This window comes from Oceaniglobus ichthyenteri (genome assembly GCF_003057885.1).
GTDB classification, from domain to species: domain Bacteria; phylum Pseudomonadota; class Alphaproteobacteria; order Rhodobacterales; family Rhodobacteraceae; genus Oceaniglobus; species Oceaniglobus ichthyenteri.
On sequence record NZ_QAGK01000005.1, the window covers coordinates 270,429 to 288,367 of the forward strand.

Annotated in this window: 18 protein-coding genes; 11 read left to right on the top strand and 7 right to left on the bottom strand. The window is 58.2% G+C overall.

Annotation, left to right across the window (positions count from 1 at the left end):
• The first annotated feature begins 7 nt into the window (after window positions 1-7).
• Window positions 8-691, top strand: coding sequence for a flagellar hook capping FlgD N-terminal domain-containing protein (locus C8265_RS10130; RefSeq protein WP_108483875.1), 684 nt, complete (start codon window positions 8-10; stop codon window positions 689-691).
• Window positions 692-738: 47 nt separating this feature from the next.
• Window positions 739-1,614 carry a phosphotransferase family protein gene (locus tag C8265_RS10135; RefSeq protein ID WP_108483876.1) on the top strand — a complete coding sequence of 292 codons (876 nt, stop codon included), beginning with the start codon at window positions 739-741 and terminating at the stop codon, window positions 1,612-1,614.
• On the opposite strand, the gene ubiB is transcribed toward C8265_RS10135, so the two are convergent.
• The gene (ubiB, locus tag C8265_RS10140; RefSeq protein ID WP_108483925.1) at window positions 1,588-3,126 is read right to left on the bottom strand and encodes a 2-polyprenylphenol 6-hydroxylase; all 1,539 of its coding nucleotides are present in this window, start codon (window positions 3,124-3,126) and stop codon (window positions 1,588-1,590) included. The genes C8265_RS10135 and ubiB overlap by 27 nt on opposite strands.
• 1 nt (window position 3,127) lies before the next feature.
• Complete coding sequence (gene ubiE, locus C8265_RS10145) at window positions 3,128-3,883, bottom strand: bifunctional demethylmenaquinone methyltransferase/2-methoxy-6-polyprenyl-1,4-benzoquinol methylase UbiE (RefSeq protein WP_108483877.1); 756 nt, start codon at window positions 3,881-3,883, stop codon at window positions 3,128-3,130.
• 77 nt (window positions 3,884-3,960) lie between these two features.
• Here ubiE and mutM point away from each other — a divergent pair, with 77 nt between their 5' ends.
• The 8 genes from mutM to gyrB all read left to right on the top strand — a co-directional run bounded on the left by mutM (window position 3,961) and on the right by gyrB (window position 13,506).
• Window positions 3,961-4,812, top strand: coding sequence for a bifunctional DNA-formamidopyrimidine glycosylase/DNA-(apurinic or apyrimidinic site) lyase (gene mutM, locus C8265_RS10150; protein ID WP_108483878.1), 852 nt, complete (start codon window positions 3,961-3,963; stop codon window positions 4,810-4,812).
• A gap of 64 nt (window positions 4,813-4,876) precedes the next feature.
• Entirely contained in the window at window positions 4,877-5,653 is a 777-nt protein-coding gene (locus tag C8265_RS10155; protein WP_108483879.1) for an enoyl-CoA hydratase, read from the top strand.
• Between the two features lie 154 nt (window positions 5,654-5,807).
• A complete protein-coding gene (gene rpsT, locus C8265_RS10160; protein WP_108483880.1) occupies window positions 5,808-6,071 on the top strand; it encodes a 30S ribosomal protein S20 in 264 nt (87 codons plus the stop codon).
• Between the two features lie 591 nt (window positions 6,072-6,662).
• On the top strand, window positions 6,663-8,024 hold the full coding sequence (gene dnaA / locus C8265_RS10165) for a chromosomal replication initiator protein DnaA (RefSeq protein WP_108483881.1): 1,362 nt from the start codon (window positions 6,663-6,665) through the stop codon (window positions 8,022-8,024).
• A gap of 103 nt (window positions 8,025-8,127) precedes the next feature.
• On the top strand, window positions 8,128-9,246 hold the full coding sequence (gene dnaN / locus C8265_RS10170) for a DNA polymerase III subunit beta (RefSeq protein ID WP_108483882.1): 1,119 nt from the start codon (window positions 8,128-8,130) through the stop codon (window positions 9,244-9,246).
• Between the two features lie 56 nt (window positions 9,247-9,302).
• A complete protein-coding gene (gene recF, locus C8265_RS10175) occupies window positions 9,303-10,391 on the top strand; it encodes a DNA replication/repair protein RecF (RefSeq protein ID WP_108483883.1) in 1,089 nt (362 codons plus the stop codon).
• Window positions 10,388-11,008: a LysE family translocator gene (locus C8265_RS10180; RefSeq protein WP_108483884.1), complete on the top strand. Its 621-nt coding sequence runs from the start codon at window positions 10,388-10,390 to the stop codon at window positions 11,006-11,008. The genes recF and C8265_RS10180 overlap by 4 nt, the downstream gene beginning before the upstream one ends.
• An 80-nt stretch (window positions 11,009-11,088) precedes the next feature.
• Complete coding sequence (gyrB, locus tag C8265_RS10185; RefSeq protein WP_108483885.1) at window positions 11,089-13,506, top strand: DNA topoisomerase (ATP-hydrolyzing) subunit B; 2,418 nt, start codon at window positions 11,089-11,091, stop codon at window positions 13,504-13,506.
• A gap of 493 nt (window positions 13,507-13,999) precedes the next feature.
• Here the strand turns inward: gyrB and C8265_RS10190 are convergent, their stop codons facing one another.
• The 4 genes from C8265_RS10190 to C8265_RS10205 form a co-directional block, all read right to left on the bottom strand.
• Complete coding sequence (locus C8265_RS10190; protein ID WP_108483886.1) at window positions 14,000-14,398, bottom strand: hypothetical protein; 399 nt, start codon at window positions 14,396-14,398, stop codon at window positions 14,000-14,002.
• A complete protein-coding gene (locus tag C8265_RS10195) occupies window positions 14,388-14,738 on the bottom strand; it encodes a hypothetical protein (RefSeq protein WP_108483887.1) in 351 nt (116 codons plus the stop codon). Before C8265_RS10195 ends, C8265_RS10190 begins: the two co-directional genes overlap by 11 nt.
• A gap of 258 nt (window positions 14,739-14,996) precedes the next feature.
• The gene (locus C8265_RS10200; protein ID WP_108483888.1) at window positions 14,997-15,467 is read right to left on the bottom strand and encodes a hypothetical protein; all 471 of its coding nucleotides are present in this window, start codon (window positions 15,465-15,467) and stop codon (window positions 14,997-14,999) included.
• Window positions 15,468-15,542: 75 nt separating this feature from the next.
• On the bottom strand, window positions 15,543-15,956 hold the full coding sequence (locus C8265_RS10205) for a hypothetical protein (RefSeq protein WP_108483926.1): 414 nt from the start codon (window positions 15,954-15,956) through the stop codon (window positions 15,543-15,545).
• Window positions 15,957-16,851: 895 nt separating this feature from the next.
• Between C8265_RS10205 and C8265_RS10210 the strand changes: the two genes are divergently transcribed.
• The gene (locus C8265_RS10210; RefSeq protein ID WP_108483889.1) at window positions 16,852-17,424 is read left to right on the top strand and encodes a hypothetical protein; all 573 of its coding nucleotides are present in this window, start codon (window positions 16,852-16,854) and stop codon (window positions 17,422-17,424) included.
• 191 nt (window positions 17,425-17,615) lie between these two features.
• Here the strand turns inward: C8265_RS10210 and C8265_RS10215 are convergent, their stop codons facing one another.
• Entirely contained in the window at window positions 17,616-17,795 is a 180-nt protein-coding gene (locus tag C8265_RS10215; RefSeq protein ID WP_108483890.1) for a hypothetical protein, read from the bottom strand.
• Window positions 17,796-17,939: the final 144 nt, after the last annotated feature.

A 17,939-nucleotide genomic window follows, 5' to 3' on the forward strand; every position in this document is an offset into this window, starting at 1 on the left:
GAATGATATGGAAATTTCCCCAACCACAGCAAGCCTGTCTGGCCCCGGGGCAACCACCGCCGCGCAACCCCAGAATGGGGCGGCGATCACATCGGATTTCGATACTTTTTTGCGCATGCTGACGGCGCAGATTTCCAATCAGGATCCGTTGAACCCGATGAATTCGGAACAATTCGCCGTGCAACTGGCAACATTTTCGGGTGTTGAGCAGCAAGTGCGCACCAACCAGTTGATTGAAACCCTGACGAGCCAGTTGTCGGGAAGCGGTTTCAGCCAGATGGCAGGTTGGGTCGGAATGGAGGCCCGTGCGCCAATGCCGACCTATTATTCGGGTGAACCCTTGTCGGTCACACCGCCGACCACCTTCGCAGGAAACAGCCATGATTTGGTTGCGATCGACATAGATGGGAATGAAATCTGGCGCGCGGGCTATACGCCCGGCTCGGGATCGGTTCAATGGGATGGCGTTTTACCCAACGGCACCACTGTGGCCCCGGGCCTTTATGGGTTTCGCCTGGAAAGTTACGAAGACGACCGTCTGGTCGCAACAGCCGCCGCGCAAACCTATGGCCGTGTCGAGGAGGTGCGCATGGAGCGTACAGGCCCCGTCCTTGTCTTTGCGGGCGGCGTTCAGCTCGCGGCGGAGGAGGTATCGGGCCTTCGGGGGGCGACAGCGCCCGGCGATGCTTGATTCACCGCGCGCGATGGATCATCCCCTGCGTGAGTTAGGGAATTGTGATGACCCACGTTTGCCAAAACAAACCTGGCCTGGCCGGATCGCTGCGACAGGCGTTGATCACAAAGGGTGTGATTGACCGCGATGCCCGTTGGTATCGGATGCATGGGGGGCGTAGCAATCTTGTCTGGCGTCTGGTGGGCAGGGGCGCGCCGCTGATCTGCAAGTTAAGTGTGGCTGACACCGCCACACCAATGTTCCCCAACCACCCCATGGCCGAACGCGCGGCGCTGCATGGTTTGGCCAACAGCGGACTGGTGCCGGACGATGTGGTGTTTGTTGATACGCCCGATGGGCCCTGCGTGATCTACCGGGCTTGCGCCGGGGCGATCTGGCGGCGCGATACGGCCGCCGTTGGGCGGATATTGGCGCGGCTGCATGCCCATGCCGCGCCGCAGGAATTGCGCATGGTTTCAGTGTCGGGCGCCGCCATTCTGGACCATGGAGATGAGATGCTGGAGGGCTTGGCAGATGATTTCGATTTACCGGCCGTACGCCCGGCAGCCCCGCATATTCCGCCCGGTCCAGATGTATTTTTGCACGGTGATCCGGTGCCGGGCAATATCATCATGGGCGCCGATGGTCCGGTCTTGATTGATTGGCAATGCCCGGCGCGCGGTGATGCGGTGCATGATCTGGCACTGTTTCTTTCCCCCGCGATGCAGGTTCTGGGGCGTGGCGCGCCGCTGTCGCCGCACGAAAGGGCGGCGTTCTTGCGGGCCTATGGCAACCCGGATGTCGCAGAGCGGTTTCTGGCCTGTGAGGCCGCCTTGGCATGGCGCATGGCCGCATATTGCGTCTGGCGTATTGCCCGGGGGCATGATGATTATGCCCCCGCCCTGGCGGCCGAATTACATCATCTCAAAAATATGCGCTAGGCTCAGACCCAAAACCACAGCGCCCGCGCCCAAGGCAACAAGGCCTGCAGCCTCCCAGATGTTGCGCTGGGGTGGGGGATCGGGTTGTTTCACCTGGCGCATCAATGCGGCTTCGGCGATTTGCGGCAGTTTTGGTCCAAACCGGCCCAATACCCGCATTGTGCGGCTCAGATCGCGCAACAATGCCTTGGGGCCGATGTTTTCCTTGATGTAATCTTCGACAATCGGCTGGGCGACCTCCCAGATGTTGATCTGCGGATACAATGAGCGCGACACGCCTTCGACCACCACCATGGTGCGTTGCAGCAAAATCAGCTCGGTTCGGGTTTCCATGCCGAAACGTTCAGTCACCTCAAACAGATAGGTCAGCAGGCGGGCCATGGAAATGCGCGTGGCATCCATGCCGAAAATCGGTTCACCCACCGACCGAAGGGCGCGGGCAAATTCATCGATATCCTTGTCGGCGGGCACATACCCGGCCTCAAAATGCACTTCGGCGACACGGCGATAATCCTTGCGGATAAAGCCGAACAGGATTTCGGCATAGGCGCGGCGGGTGTATTCATCAATCCGCCCCATGATGCCAAAATCCAGCGCGATAATGTCGCCGTTGGGCGCAATTTTCAGGTTTCCCTGATGCATATCCGCATGGAAAAACCCATCGCGCAGGGCATGGTTCAGAAACAGGCGCAAGACGCCTTCGCCCAATGCCTTGCGGTCATGACCCGCGGCGATGATCGCAGGAATGTCATTGGCGGCGATGCCTTCGGCCCATTCCAGGGTCATCACCCGGCGCGATGACAAGAACCATTCCACCTGTGGCACGCGAAACCCTGCATCGCGTTCGGTATTGGCGGCAAATTCGGCGGCGGATGAGGTTTCCATCCGCAAGTCCAGCTCGCCCAGAACCACGCCTTCGAAATGTGTGATCACATCCATCGGGCGCAACCGACGGGCCGACGGCGCCAACAGTTCAACCATGCGCGCGGCCAGATAAAACGCATCGACGTCTTTCTTGAACGCCTTTTCGATGCCTGGGCGCAGCACCTTTACCGCCACATCCTGTCCGGTTTCGCGCACTGTGGCCTTGTGCACCTGTGCGATCGACGCGGCGGCGACGGGTTCGGAAAAGCTGGAAAACAGGGTGTCGACCTCGGCTTCCAGCTCTTGTTCTACCATGGCGCGGGCGTCGGTCACGGGGAAGGGGGGCAATTTATCCTGCAACACACGCAATTGCGCCGCCAATTCATCGCCCACCACATCGGGGCGGGTCGATAATACCTGACCAAATTTGATATAGGCAGGGCCAAGTGCGGTCAGCGCGCGGGTGGCGGGGGGCTGGGTCGGGTCGCCGTTGTAGCCCAGCCATTTGAACGGCACGCCCAACACCTTGGCGGCGATGCGCAAAGAGGGCGGCGCGCGGAACGCATCGAGAACCACATTCATCGCGCCGGTCCGTTCCAGCGTGGCACCGGTGCGGATCAACCGCCATATGTTATGAGGGCCCCGCAACTCAGATCTTCCAACCGGAATGAAGCGCGGCAACGCCCATGGTCAGGTTGCGGTATTTCACCTGTTCAAACCCGGCGGTGCGGATCATATCGGCAAAGGTGTCCTGATCGGGAAATTTGCGGATCGATTCCACAAGATATTGATAGGATGCCGAATCCCCCGCGATCACCTGACCCATTTTCGGGATCACGTTGAAGGAATACAAATCATACGCCTTTTGCATCGCCGCATTGGGCAATTGCGAAAATTCCAGCACCATCAACCGGCCCCCGGGTTTCAGCACGCGGAACGCTTCGGATAATGCTTCGTCCACGCGGGTCACGTTTCGGATGCCGAAACTGATCGTGTAACGATCAAATGTCGCGTCTTCGAACGGCAGGGCCATGGCATCGCCCACGATCCAATCCAGACTGTCGGCCAGGGCTTCGGCCTCGGCGCGTTTGCGCCCCTCGATCAACATGCCTTCGGTCAGATCGCACACCGTGGCCGTGGCCCCCGGCGCGCGTTTGAGAAACCGAAACGCCACATCACCGGTGCCGCCCGCCACATCCAGCAATCGCTGGCCATCGCGCGGCGCCAACCAATCCATCATCGCATCTTTCCAGACGCGGTGAATGCCGCCGGACATCACATCGTTCATGATGTCATATTTGCTGGCGACGTTGGTGAATATACCATGCACCTTGCCGGCTTTCTCATCCTCGGGGATGTCGGTAAAACCGAAATGGGTGGTGCGCTTTTCGTTATCGTTTGTCATCGGGGCTTGCGATCCTGTGAAACTCACCCCTTCTTATAGGGCGCTGAACCGCCGTTACAATCAAAGGGGCCACCCAAATGCCCGAATTGCCCGAAGTCGAGACGGTACGTCGCGGTCTGGCCCCCATCATGGAGGGCGCAGTGATCGCCCGTGCCCATGTAAACCGGCCCGATTTGCGCTGGCCGTTCCCCGCACGCATGGCCGACCGGTTAAGCGGTCAGCGAATCGTGCGGTTGGGGCGGCGGTCAAAATATCTGTTGGCTGATCTGTCATCGGGTGAAACCCTGATCGTGCATCTGGGCATGTCGGGGCGGATGCAGGTTTCGGGCAGCACGCTGGGCACGTTTCATCACGATCATCCCGCGCCGCAAAAACACGACCATGTGGTGTTCGACATGGAAGGCGGCGCGCGGGTCACGTTCAACGATCCGCGCCGGTTCGGGGCGATGGATCTGTGGCCCACGGCAGATATCGAACGCCACTGGCTGATTGAAAAGATCGGGCCAGAACCGTTTTCCAATGAATTTAACGAAACCTATCTGGCCAATGCCCTGAAACCGCGCCGCATGCCGATCAAAACCGCACTGCTGGATCAGCGTATCGTGGCCGGGCTTGGCAATATTTATGTGTGTGAAACACTGCACCGGGCGGGAATTTCGCCCAAACGATCGGCAGGCAGCCTTTCGCGCGCGCGTGCAGGCAGCCTTGTGCCGATCATCCGCGATGTTTTGTCCGAGGCGATCGCGGCGGGCGGATCATCCCTGCGCGATCACCGCCAGGCAGATGGCGCGCTGGGCTATTTTCAGCACGGATTTCGTGTGTATGATCAAGAAGATGCGCCCTGTGTCACCGCCGATTGCGCCGGTACGATCCGGCGAATCGTGCAATCGGGCCGGTCGTCCTTCTATTGCCCGCAATGCCAAAGATAGCTTGAAACCCTGTAAAGGATTGGTAAGGGTTCCTGCTTATGTTTACAGCGAAAGCTTGGATACCATGGCCTTTAAGACGATAATTGTTGAAATTGACGATCACGTCGCCCTGATTCGGCTGAATCGCCCCGATGCGATGAATGCCCTGAACTCTGAACTTCTGGGCGAGCTGGCAACAGCCGTGCGCGACGCCGACAAGAACGAAAAAGTGCGCTGTATCGTCATCACCGGATCGGAAAAGGCATTCGCCGCCGGCGCCGACATTACCGAAATGGCCGACAAGACCTTTGTTGACATATTCGAAGGCGAATTGTTTGCCGCCGAAATGCGCGCGTTGGAACAGTGCCGCAAACCAATCATCGCCGGCGTCGCCGGTTATGCCCTTGGGGGCGGGTGCGAATTGGCCATGGCCTGTGATTTCATCATCGCGGCGGATACGGCGAAATTCGGCCAGCCCGAAATCAACCTTGGGATCATTGCCGGCATGGGCGGGTCACAGCGTCTGACGCGGTATGTGGGCAAATCCAAGGCGATGGAGATGCATCTGACCGGCCGGTTCATGGATGCCGAAGAGGCCGAGCGTTCGGGCCTTGTGTCGCGCGTTGTGCCCGCCAAAAAACTGATGGAAGAAGTGCAAGGCGCGGCGCAAAAGATCGCCGAAAAATCGCAACTGGCGGTGATGGCCGCAAAAGAGGCGGTGAATCGTAGTTTCGAAACGACCCTTGCCGAGGGGCTGTTGCACGAACGCCGCCTGTTTGGTGGAATGTTTGCGACCGAAGATCAGAAAGAGGGCATGTCGGCCTTTATGGAAAAGCGCCAGCCACAGTTCCGCGATAAATAGCGTTTCGCGCTATACAAACCCGAAATGGCGCGCTATACGGCGCGCCAACATGCGCGTGAGGCCCGCCTGGCCAGATCACTTCGGTATATAAACCCGAAGGTCGGGGTTTTCCGCGCATAACCGCATTTTGAACCACCGATGAAAGAGATCAGACATGGCAAACTCCCCCCAGTCGAAAAAGCGCGCCCGCCACAACGAAGCCCGTTTTCAAATCAACAAGGCCCGCCGTTCGCGGATTCGCACATTCCTGCGCAAGGTCGAAGAGGCGATTGCCTCCGGTGACAAAGAGGCATCGGTTGCCGCTTTGCGCGCCGCTCAGCCCGAAATGATGCGGGGCGTCACCAAAGGCGTCTATCACAAGAACACCGTGGCACGGAAAATTTCGCGGCTGTCCAGCCGGGTCAAAGCCTTGGGATAAGCGATTATTCGCCTTTTCGAATCGTAAGACGCGCCCTTGTGGCGCGTTTTTCATTTGGTGCCGATTTTTACACACTGTGGACTTTCAGTCACCTCTTCAGCGGCTTTTCAACACTCTCTGAGATTCGCGTCAGCCAATGTTTGAGTCAACAGCATAGTTCGGTTGCAGCCCCTTCAAACCCCTTGCTACGTTGACCCTGCGATTCACGTCGCTTGGGGGACATGAGAGAATCGAACCGCCGATTTCACGGATAAGCAGGATCAACCCTGCGCAAGGTGAAACACGGGTTCGGCTGCCAAATCGACAGAGGACGCACCATGTGGGGTGGTGCATTTCTGGTCCGATATCCGCTTTTGCGGGGCCATTCGGCACGTCAGTGTCGGATCATGTTCGATATACGGCTTCCGCTTTCGGGCGGAGGCACCTTTGACGGCGGGCTGCCCGCGATGTCAGGCGTATATATGCGGGCCCCGGCCCTCTCCCTTGGGTGATGTGGCGTGGTTTGGGGGCGATCTGCACGCCCCGGGATCGAGCAGGCGTTCCGACAGGTTCGGACGCGACAGGCATGGTATGGGGACGTCGAGACGTAAAATGACAAAAGAAACCTGGGGGACAGTCCGGCAAGAGCTTCTCAAGTCGGTGGGACAAAACAATTATCGCAACTGGATCGAGCCATTGGAACTGGCCGACATGACAGACGGCGTCGCGCTGTTTCATGTGCCGACCGTTTTCATGGGCGATTGGGTTCAGCGCAATTTTGGCGATCAGATTCTGTCGCAGATCGGCAAAACCGGCGCCGTGGTGAACCGCGTTGAATTTCGCGTGCCCACCGGGGGCGCAAAACCCAACGGCGCTGCCACCATCATCGCGCCAAAGCCGGTCACGGCCAGCCGCACAACCAGCGCGGATTTGCCCGGTGCCACGTTGGATGACCGGTTTACCTTTGACAGTTTCGTCGTGGGCAAACCCAATGAATTGGCCCATGCCGCCGCGCGCCGCGTCGCCGAAGGCGGGCCGGTTACATTCAATCCGCTGTTTTTATATGGTGGCGTTGGCCTGGGCAAAACCCACCTGATGCACGCCATTGCCCACGAATTGCAAACCCGCGACCCGAATGTTCGGGTGCTGTATCTGTCGGCGGAACAGTTCATGTATCGCTTTGTTCAGGCGTTGCGTGACAAACAGATGATGGATTTCAAACATCTGTTCCGGTCTGTCGATGTGTTGATGGTGGATGACGTGCAGTTCATCGCCGGTAAGGATTCAACCCAGGAAGAATTCTTTCACACGTTCAACGCCCTGGTCGATCAACGCAAACAGATCATCATTTCCGCCGACCGTGCACCGGGCGAAATTGAAGGGCTGGAAAGCCGGGTGGTTTCCCGGCTGCAATCGGGTTTGGTGGTTGATCTGCACCCCACCAGCTATGAATTGCGCCTTGGGATTTTGCAAAAGAAGGTGGAACAGTTTCACCCACAGTTTCAGGGCGTGACCCTGGCCGATGGTGTGTTGGAGTTTCTGGCCCACCGAATCACCAGCAACGTGCGCGTGCTGGAAGGCGCGCTGATGCGGCTGTTTGCCTTTGGCAGTCTGGTGGGGCGCGTTGTCGATTTGCAACTGACTCAGGAATGTCTGACCGATATCCTGCGCCTGTCCGATCGCAAAACCACCGTTGAGGAAATTCAGCGCAAGGTGTCTGACCATTACAACATCCGCCTGTCCGATCTGATTGGCCCGAAACGGGTGCGCACCTTTGCCCGCCCGCGTCAGGTGGCGATGTATCTTTGCAAACATCTGACCCAACGTTCGTTGCCCGAAATTGGCCGCCGGTTTGGCGGGCGTGATCACACCACGATCATGCACGGGATCAAGCGAATCGAAGAGTTGAAACAAAAAGATAACCAGATGGCAGAAGATCTGAATCTGCTGCGCCGCTCTTTGGAAGATCAGTAAGGGTTGACGTTTTTTACAATCCTCGAAACAGTTTGACAAAATCTATTGCGTCGGGGCGTGAAACAGGTAGGTTTCACGCCCCGATATACCGTGAGGTTGGATAATGAAGCTGAGCATCGAACGCGCCACATTGCTAAAGGCGGTGGCCCACGCCCAATCCGTGGTCGAACGGCGCAATACCATTCCGATCCTCGCGAATGTTCTGATCGAGGCCAAGGGGGACACCGTCAGTTTCCGGGCCACCGATCTGGATGTCGAAGTGGTGGACAATGCCAGTGCCCAGGTTGAGCGCGCGGGATCAACCACTGTTGGCGCGGTGACGTTGCATGAAATCGTGCGCAAATTGCCCGACGGCGCGTTGGTGTCGCTGTCTGACGATGGCGCCTCGGGGCGGTTGATCGTCGAGGCGGGGCGGTCGAACTTTCAACTCGCCACCCTCCCACGTGAGGATTTTCCGGTGATGGCTACATCGGAATACACCACGAATTTCTCGATCCCCGCGCCGGAACTGCGCCGGTTGTTTGACAAAAGCAAATTCGCGATTTCGACCGAAGAAACCCGATATTACCTCAACGGTGTCTATATGCACCTGGCCGATGAGGGCGGGAATATGACGTTGCGCTGTGTCGCCACCGATGGCCACCGATTGGCTCGGATTGACGCGCCGCTGCCCATGGGCGCCGAAGGCATGCCAGGCGTGATCGTGCCGCGCAAGACCGTGGGTGAAATGCGCAAATTGCTGGATGATGACGATGTTGCGATTGCGGTATCCGTTTCAGAAACCAAGGTGCGGTTTGCCACGCCCGCCATCACCCTGACCTCAAAAGTCATCGATGGCACATTCCCCGATTACACCCGCGTCATTCCCAAGGGCAATACCAAACGGTTAGAGGTGGACGCCAAGGAATTCGCCCATGCGGTGGATCGTGTCGCCACCGTTTCATCGGAACGCTCGCGCGCCGTGAAAATGCAGATCGACGAGGATCGTCTGATCCTGTCGGTCAACGCGCCCGACAGCGGCAATGCCGAAGAAGAGCTGGCCGTGGCCTATGGCGATGAAAAGCTGGAAATCGGGTTTAACGCCAAATATCTGTTGGAGATCGCCAATCAGGTAGATCGGGAAAACGCGGTGTTCTTGTTCAACTCGCCCGGTGATCCGACATTGATGCAAGAGGGCAATGATACCTCGGCGGTCTATGTCGTGATGCCGATGCGCGTTTAACGCAACGGTCCCGAGGGATCGTTTTGCCAATTCCAAAATCCGCGGGCGGGTGAGCCATGCCAATGGCGCTGACCCATCTCGCACTTTCGCATTTCAGATCGCACCGGCGGGTTGCGTTGGATCTGGGGCCGGGGCCTGTGGCGATTTATGGCCCCAACGGCGCGGGCAAAACCAACCTGATCGAGGCGGTCTCGCTTTTGTCGCCGGGGCGCGGATTGCGCCGGGCCGGCGCCGACGAATTGGTGCGCCGCCCCGAAGCTGTGGGATGGCGCGTCGCAGCCGAGGTGGCAGGGCACGAAATCGACACCCGCGCCGAGGCAGGGCAGGCCCGCGTCACCCGGATTGATGGCAAGGTCGCACCGCAAGTGGCGCTGGGCCGGATTGTGCGGATGCTGTGGCTGGTGCCCTCAATGGATCGCCTGTGGATTGAGGGGGCCGAAGGGCGGCGGCGGTTCTGGGATCGCATGACCCTGAGTTTTGAGCCGGGCCATGGTGAGGCGGTGCTGAGTTACGAAAAGGCAATGCGCGAGCGCAACCGCCTGCTTAAGGATCAGGTGCGCGATGGCGCGTGGTACACCGCGCTTGAATCGCAGATGGCGCAATCGGGCGCGCGGATCATCGCCAACCGGGCCGAGGCGATGGCGCGCGTGATGGCCGCGCAAGACCGCGCACCAACGGATTTTCCCATTGCCGGGCTGACCGGGCTGCGCGCCGATGGTGATGATGCCGAAACCGCCGATGATCTGGCCGCGGCCTTTGCCGAAGGCCGACGCCGCGATATGGCGGCGGGGCGCACGCTGACCGGGCCGCATCGGGCCGATCTGGGGGCCGAGTTTGTGGCCAAGGGCGTGCCGGCGGCGCAATGTTCCACGGGCGAGCAAAAGGCGATGCTGATCTCATTGATCCTGGCCAATGCCCGCGCCCTGACCGAAGAATTGGGCGCGCCGCCAATCCTATTGTTGGATGAGGTCGCGGCGCATCTGGACGCTGACCGGCGCGCCGCGCTGTTTGACGAAATTTGCGCGCTGGGCGCACAGGCCTGGATGACCGGCACCGGGCCTGAATTATTCGCTGCATTGGGGCAGCGCGCGCAGTATCTTGAGGTGCGCGAAGACGCCGGGCAGTCACAGGTTGTGAAATTATGACGATTGGAGCATGGGATCTGGCGCTGTATGCCGGGGCTTTGGTGGTGCTGTTTCTGACGCCGGGGCCGGTTTGGGTGGCCCTAACGGCGCGCGCGCTTTCCGGCGGATTTACCGCCGCCTGGCCGCTTGCTCTGGGTGTGGCGATCGGTGATGCGCTCTGGCCGCTGTTGGCAATTCTGGGGGTCACTTGGATCGTGTCGGTCTTTGCCGGCTTCATGGTCGTGCTGAAATGGGTCGCGGCGGGTGTGTTTTTGTTGATGGGTACGGTGTTGATCCGCAACGCCGGGCGGCAGGTGGGCGCAGATTCACGCCTGACACGCCCCGGCCAATGGGCCGGATTTGCCGCCGGCGTGGCGGTGATTCTGGGCAACCCCAAGGCGATCTTGTTTTACATGGGTGTGCTGCCCGGCTTTTTTGATCTGACCCGGGTTACCGCCACCGATATAGCCGTGGTGGTGGCAATTTCGATCATCCTGCCGCTGATTTGCAATCTGGCATTTGCCGTCTTTATCGACCGGGCGCGCCGGGTGCTGAGTTCGCCCAAGGCGCTGCGCCGCACCAACCTGACGGCGGGTTGGTTGCTGATTGCTGTGGGCTGTGTGATTCCGCTGACTTAGGCGCTAAATCTTGTGGCGAATGCGTGACAACCCCGGCCAAAAGCCCTATAAATCGGGCATAACAACAACAGCAGGCCAGCATGACCGATACCCCCAACATTCCCGAATCATATGGCGCGGATTCTATCAAAGTTCTCAAGGGCTTGGATGCCGTGCGTAAACGTCCGGGCATGTATATCGGCGACACCGACGATGGCTCGGGTCTGCACCATATGGTGTACGAAGTCGTCGACAATGGCATCGACGAGGCGTTGGCCGGTCACGCCGATGCGGTAAACGTGAAAATTCACGCCGATGGCAGCGTTTCGGTGGGCGATAACGGGCGCGGTATTCCGGTGGGCATCCACGAGGAAGAAGGCGTATCCGCCGCCGAAGTCATCATGACCCAGCTGCACGCCGGCGGCAAATTCGACCAGAACAGTTACAAGGTTTCGGGCGGCTTGCACGGCGTGGGTGTTTCGGTGGTCAACGCCCTGTCTGATTGGTTAGAGCTGCGCATTTGGCGCGATGGCAAAGAACATTACGTGCGGTTTGAGCGCGGCGATACCGTGCATCATCTTGAGGTTGTGGGCGATGCCAATGGCCGCAAAGGCACCGAAGTGCGGTTTCTGGCCAGTCTTTCAACCTTTTCCAACCTTGATTACGTGTTCAAAACCCTCGAAAATCGCCTGCGCGAATTGGCCTTTCTCAATTCCGGCGTGCGGATCATCCTGGAAGATGAACGCCCCGCCGAACCCCTGCGCACCGAGCTGTATTACGACGGTGGTGTTAAGGAATTCGTTAAATATCTGGACCGGTCGAAATCTTCGATCCTCGATGAACCGATCTATATGGTCGGCGAAAAAGACGGCATCGGCGTGGAAATCGCCATGTGGTGGAACGATAGCTATAACGAAATGGTGCTGCCGTTTACCAACAACATCCCCCAGCGCGACGGCGGCGCGCATTTGGCCGGGTTTCGCGGCGCGCTGACCCGCACGATGAACCTCTATGCCGGATCATCGGGCATTGCCAAAAAAGAAAAGGTGAATTTCACCGGCGATGATGCGCGCGAAGGTCTGACCTGTGTGTTGTCGGTCAAAGTGCCTGATCCGAAATTCTCCAGCCAGACCAAAGATAAACTGGTCAGTTCCGAGGTGCGCCCGGCGGTCGAAAGCCTGGTCAATGAAAAGCTGGCCGAGTGGTTCGAAGAAAACCCGCAACTGGCCAAACAGATCATCAGCAAGGTGGTTGAGGCGGCCCTGGCCCGCGAGGCAGCGCGCAAGGCCCGCGAAATGACCCGCAAAAAGACATCGCTTGATGTGGCCAACCTGCCCGGAAAACTGGCCGATTGTCAGGTAAAAGACCCGGCCCTGCGCGAAGTTTTCATCGTCGAGGGTGATAGTGCGGGTGGGTCGGCCAAACAGGGGCGGTCACGCTATAACCAGGCGGTTCTGCCCCTGCGCGGTAAAATTTTGAACGTTGAGCGGGCGCGGTTTGACCGAATGCTGGGGTCAGACATGATTGGCATGATGATCACCGCATTTGGCACCGGCATCGGGCGCGATGAGTTCGATATTGAAAAGCTGCGCTATCACAAGATCATCATCATGACTGATGCCGATGTGGATGGCGCGCATATTCGCACGCTTTTGCTCACCTTCTTTTTCCGACATATGCCCGAAATCATCGAACGCGGATATCTTTATATCGCGCAGCCGCCCCTGTACAAAGTGGCGCGCGGCAAATCCGAAGTGTATTTGAAGGATCAGGCGTCGCTGGATGATTATCTGATCGATCAAGGGGTCGAAGGCGCGATGTTGCGCCTGAAAACCGGCGAAGAAATCGTTGGCGCCGATTTGGCCCGTGTGGTCAATGGTGCGCGCACCCTGAAACGGATTATCGAAGCGTTCCCAACCCATTATCCGCCGAAGATCCTGGAACAGGCGGCAATTGCCGGCGCTTTTGTGACTGGCGCTGCCGATGCTGATTTGCAAGGCGTGGCCGATCAGGTGGCACAGCGTCTGGATCTGATCGCCGAGGAATATGAAAAGGGCTGGCAGGGGCGCATCACCCAGGATCACGGCATCAAATTGACCCGCCTGTTGCGCGGTGTCGAAGAGGTGCGCACGCTGGACGGGGCGGTTTTACGCTCTGGCGAGGCGCGGCGATTGGGCGGTGAAACCGAAGCCTTGCACGAGGTATATCGCCAACCGGCCCGTCTGGTGCGTAAAGACCGCGAAACGCCGATTTATGGGCCGCTGGATTTACTGTCGGCGATTTTGAAAGAGGGCGAAAAGGGTCTAACCCTACAACGTTACAAAGGTTTGGGCGAAATGAACCCCGATCAGTTATGGGAAACCACCCTTGACCCCGAGGCGCGCACGCTGTTGCAGGTCAAGGTGGAAGATGTGGCCGAAGCCGATGATATCTTTACCAAATTAATGGGCGACGTGGTCGAACCCCGCCGCGATTTCATCCGCGCAAACGCGCTGAGCGTCGAAAATCTCGATTTTTAGACGGTTGTAGGATTGCGTGTAATCGTGCGCGATGCCCAAAGGTTTGCGCGATTTGCCCATAAGTTTGCGTCATCGCAAAGGTGGGAACTGAACAAGATAAACAAACCGGCGGTGTCATCCCGGGCGGCATCGCCCGGTTTTCGCGTTCTTTGGGTCTACACCCATGTTCGCAGGGTTTGACTCTGTCCTGAGAGAGATGGTTCCGGGAACAGGGATGCCAAAACAAATTTCGATATTTTCTTGCGCAACCGCGATCTTTTTAGATCGTGTGGATTACCGCATCGGGATTCACCCCGGTTGACGCAAATGCGGATAGTGCATGAACGGTTGGTGTCAGCTGTGCGCTATTTCACAGGTAGGGTTGCACCGCCAGGGTTCGGAGTGCTCTCTGTGACGTTGAAGCGCAAAGTCGGACCGGTCGCCAGGTCGAGAAACGACAGGCATGAAAAAAGGGCGACTCGCGCCGCCCTCGGATGAAATTATGGTTGTAAGTTTACGCTGATCGCCACCTTCGCAAGGCGGCTTCGATCCGCGCGAAGGCCTGAATGGCTTCGTGCCGCGAATGATGGCCATCATAGAGCGGAAAGCCATAGGTATCCGCGCCGCTGTTTTCGATCACATAACCAAGCGCGACGAATGCATCGCGCGCCATTGCGGTCAGAGGCTCGGGGTGCTTGGGCACAGTCAGCACCTTCACGTTGGCAATTTCCGGACCGTGATAGAAATAATGTCGGTCGATCCAGAGAAGAAGCGAATGCTCCTCAGATTTCTCGTTCAACCACAACGTCACGTCGCAGATGTCCTGCTCCATCCCGAATTCGCCGGGATAGTCGCTCAGTCGGCGTTCACGCGCAACTTGCAACGTGCACCGCGTTCCGCGCTCATCGCGCATGATAAAACCCCGCCCGCAACTCGCTGACGCGGGCGCCGTGCCACAGCATCATGTCAGAGGCCGGCAGTCCTCGCTCATGGCCAATACGGTCGAGCGACGGCGACGTCTGGTCGGCCAGAAGGCATTGGATGGCGCGCATCGCGACCTCGACGGCATCCGCTTTCGGGCTCGGCTGCCCGAAAGCACCATAGAGGTCGCAGAGCGCGGCGAACCCGCTGGAGTCATCGAGCGCGTCGGCCAGGTCGCAGAGACTCGCGCCGTTGCGGCGGAGGTGCTGCTCCACAGCGTAAGCGGCGCCGAGGCGGGTCTCGGCGGTGTCGAGGGGGGTGGTGTTGAGCATGATGATCTCCCTTTCATGCGGTGGCGGAAACGGTGCTGGTGTGCCTGATTCATCGGCGTCATGTTCCGTCGCGGGAAATGCGGTGGGTTCGGCAGTGTCCTTTCTGCTGGTCCAAGAGGCGGGTCTTCGGTGCTGGTATGAAGAATATTGACTGTTCTTTTCCAACAAGAAGAAAAAACCTGTCGGCCGTGTGATTTTTCTTGGCCGGCTCTGGCTGCGCACCGCCGCAGGCGCTCTGCGGCGGGGCGGAATCGGGCTTCAGGCTGCGCGCTCATCCGAGGCAATGTCGTTTACTGCGGACTTCAGGCGGGCCATCTGGCAAGCCGCGTCGACCTTGGCCGCCAGAAGGCCCCGCATGGCCAGGATCTTGCGGAAGCGCTGCTGCAGTGTGTCGAGAGCGGCGCCTTTCTCCGACAGGACCGGGAGGGCCAGCACGCGCCCGATGGCACCGTGGTCCGGGTCATTCGTGCCGTCGAAGACGCTGCGGAAGCCGAGGGTCTCCCGCGTGATGGCATCGATGAGAAGATCCTCGATGCGACTGATCTCGTCAGCCGCCAAGTCCGAAAGCGGCCCGTGTTCACGCAGGCTGGAGAGTGCTTTGGATAGCGTGTTGAGGTCCGTCGCAGACATCTCTGCATCGTTGCATTGGGCCGCATTGTAGAGGAAATCGATTTCCTGCAATGTCCGGACCCAGAGCTCCTCGAGACTCAGTTGAGTGAAATATTTCATGGCAGTGTCCTTTTCTCGCGTTGTGGGAATCGCAGGATGCCAGCCATGCAATCTGCGCGTGGCTGGCGGTCCTTTTCAGGCCGCGTCTTGCGGCCGGAGGGCGAGCGCCATCGCTTCCCGCTGGTCGTCCAGTTCTCCGATTTCGACCAGCAGGTCGTAGAGCCGGTTGGTGAGCAGGCAGAGCTCTTCCACCTCGGGGTTTGCCGGGTCGAGAGGAACCCAGGACGACAAATTCGGTTCGAGTTCGCCTGCGACCGGATCGAGGGACAGGAGCCGGTGCAGGTCGACGAGCCTGCGGCGTGTCGCGCGGTCGAGACGCGAGGCTTCGCGCAGCGCTGACATGAGACGCAGGACGCAGGCCCTTCCGGCCTCGCCGTCGATCAGCTCCGCGGCATTGCACAGCGCCGTTCCCTGCTCGGCGAAATGCGCGCGGACGGCGGCGAGCCCAAGGTCTGCGGACAGGGTTTTGGTTGGTAGGTTGCGCAGCATGTTGGTCCTCCTTAGTTGCGCGTCTGCCATTCGGGCAGCATCAAGCCTGTCCGCATGTTGTTTTTCCGCGATGGTCCTCCTTGTTCCTGCGCGGGCTAAGCCGCCGTTGTTTCCGTGTCTCGACATGGAGATTGGTCAACCGCACAAAGCACGAAGAAAAAACTTTGGTTCTGTTCGCATTGCAGGCGGTATGCCACTGCCGCAGGCGTCAATCGGCCCCATGATGCCGAATGACGCCTGTGGCTGTGGAACCTGAGGTCGACGCAAAATTTTTCGGCTTCCGGCGAGAAAATGCTTCTGGCCGCAATCATTCATTCCATCTCTTTCGTATGACGGACCGGCATGGAGATGCCGTAGAGGGCCGCGCGACGAGCGAAGAGAAAGGAGGCAGTGCAACATCCAGAAGGTCTGGGCGCTCGTGAACATTGTTGCGCACCACTGAAGACGCAGCGCGCTGCGGGGACCTGATCACTCCCCAGAGGTGGTGGTATTCGCGTGAGCGGAAGCGACAAAGTGCATCCCCGCACAATTTCAATGACGTCTGTGATAGAAGGCTGACATTGGCGGCCTTCGAAGTCCCCTTGCGCGGCGCTTCGGCGCTGGTCTGGTGCTACGGCTCGATCAGGCATTGGGGCATCAACCCAAGCCGCCACTGGCAATTGTGTTAGATGCCGCGCCGCAGCTTCACCAAAGCGAGTGTTCATACACCATGCAGCATTTTTCCAATTACGTTTGATCTACGTGCGATCCTTTCAAGTTATTGATACCTTAGCTGCCGCAAGTCCCTTCCATGCCGAATAGCTGCGGCGTTAGAATAGGGTTGCCAGATCATTGGCGTCATTTACAGTTCCCGCCCATCGACGCTCAAATTTTTCGGTAAAGAAGGGATTGCAGCTTGGCGCTACCAAAGAGCTATAAAGGCCTCAAGATCCAGTATGACGCTCTTGATGAGGATGTGCGAAACTTTTTGTCAAAGCTTGGCCCCTTATTAGATGACGAAAAGAACTACGAGATCGCTTTGGCATATTGCTTCATGAAGCTTGAAGAGGGCCATCATCGCGCACTTAAATGTGGCCTTGTGCGGATCCATGAGTGCGCATCAGCTACGGTTGATCGAGAGCTGCAAAAGCAGCACTTCACAGTGGAAAAGTATAGGTCGGTATTTAAGAACGTTTTCTCCGGGAATATCCCAAGCGACGCAGTGGAAACTCTCGAGAAAGCACAAAAAATCAGAAATGATTTAATTCATGGAAAATCAACAACCGACCCAAAGCGGAGAGAAGCTGTATACTATGCAATAGAGTACATGAAGGCAGTTGGCGAGTTTGTCAAAGACAAGTCTGGAAAGAACCCCTACGGCGACCTCAGAGGGCTAGCGGGGAAAAAGAAGCTTCTGCCTGCGAAGTCAACAATTTGGATGTTGAAAGGGTTCGGTCTCGGCGACAAGACTGCGCCTTCAATCGCTTGAAACTTGGGGCATATTGCAGCGAACTTCCGCTATCCATTCTTTCTGCTCACACAACGTGATCGGCCCAGAGCCCACCTACGTCACAGGTCTCGATACTCTGTTGCAGCTTCGCCGAAGCGGGCGTTGAGGGCTTCGAACAGCATCCCCCGGCTGGTAAAGCGATCACTGGCTCACCGTCATTAGCGTCCAAGTCAGTTGTTACCTCTTAACGTGCGTTGTTGGTGTGTATATTGTGGACCGATAGTTAATTCGTCACCGTCGAGTTCCGGATTGATCGTTGAGGTCGTGAAGATAATCTGGTGGTCGAGTTTCGCTGCTTCCGACACTTTCACGATAATATCTTGAAAGTTATGGCTTTTCTTGTCTTCCATGCCCTTGTCCTCGACATTGGACCTGTCGCGGTTTGATGCCGCTCCTTTGATAGCATTTACTGCAGCAAAGGAGACTGACTATGGGACTGAAACGGACGGACGAATTCCGCCAGGATGCGGTGCGGATCGCGCTGACCAGTGGGC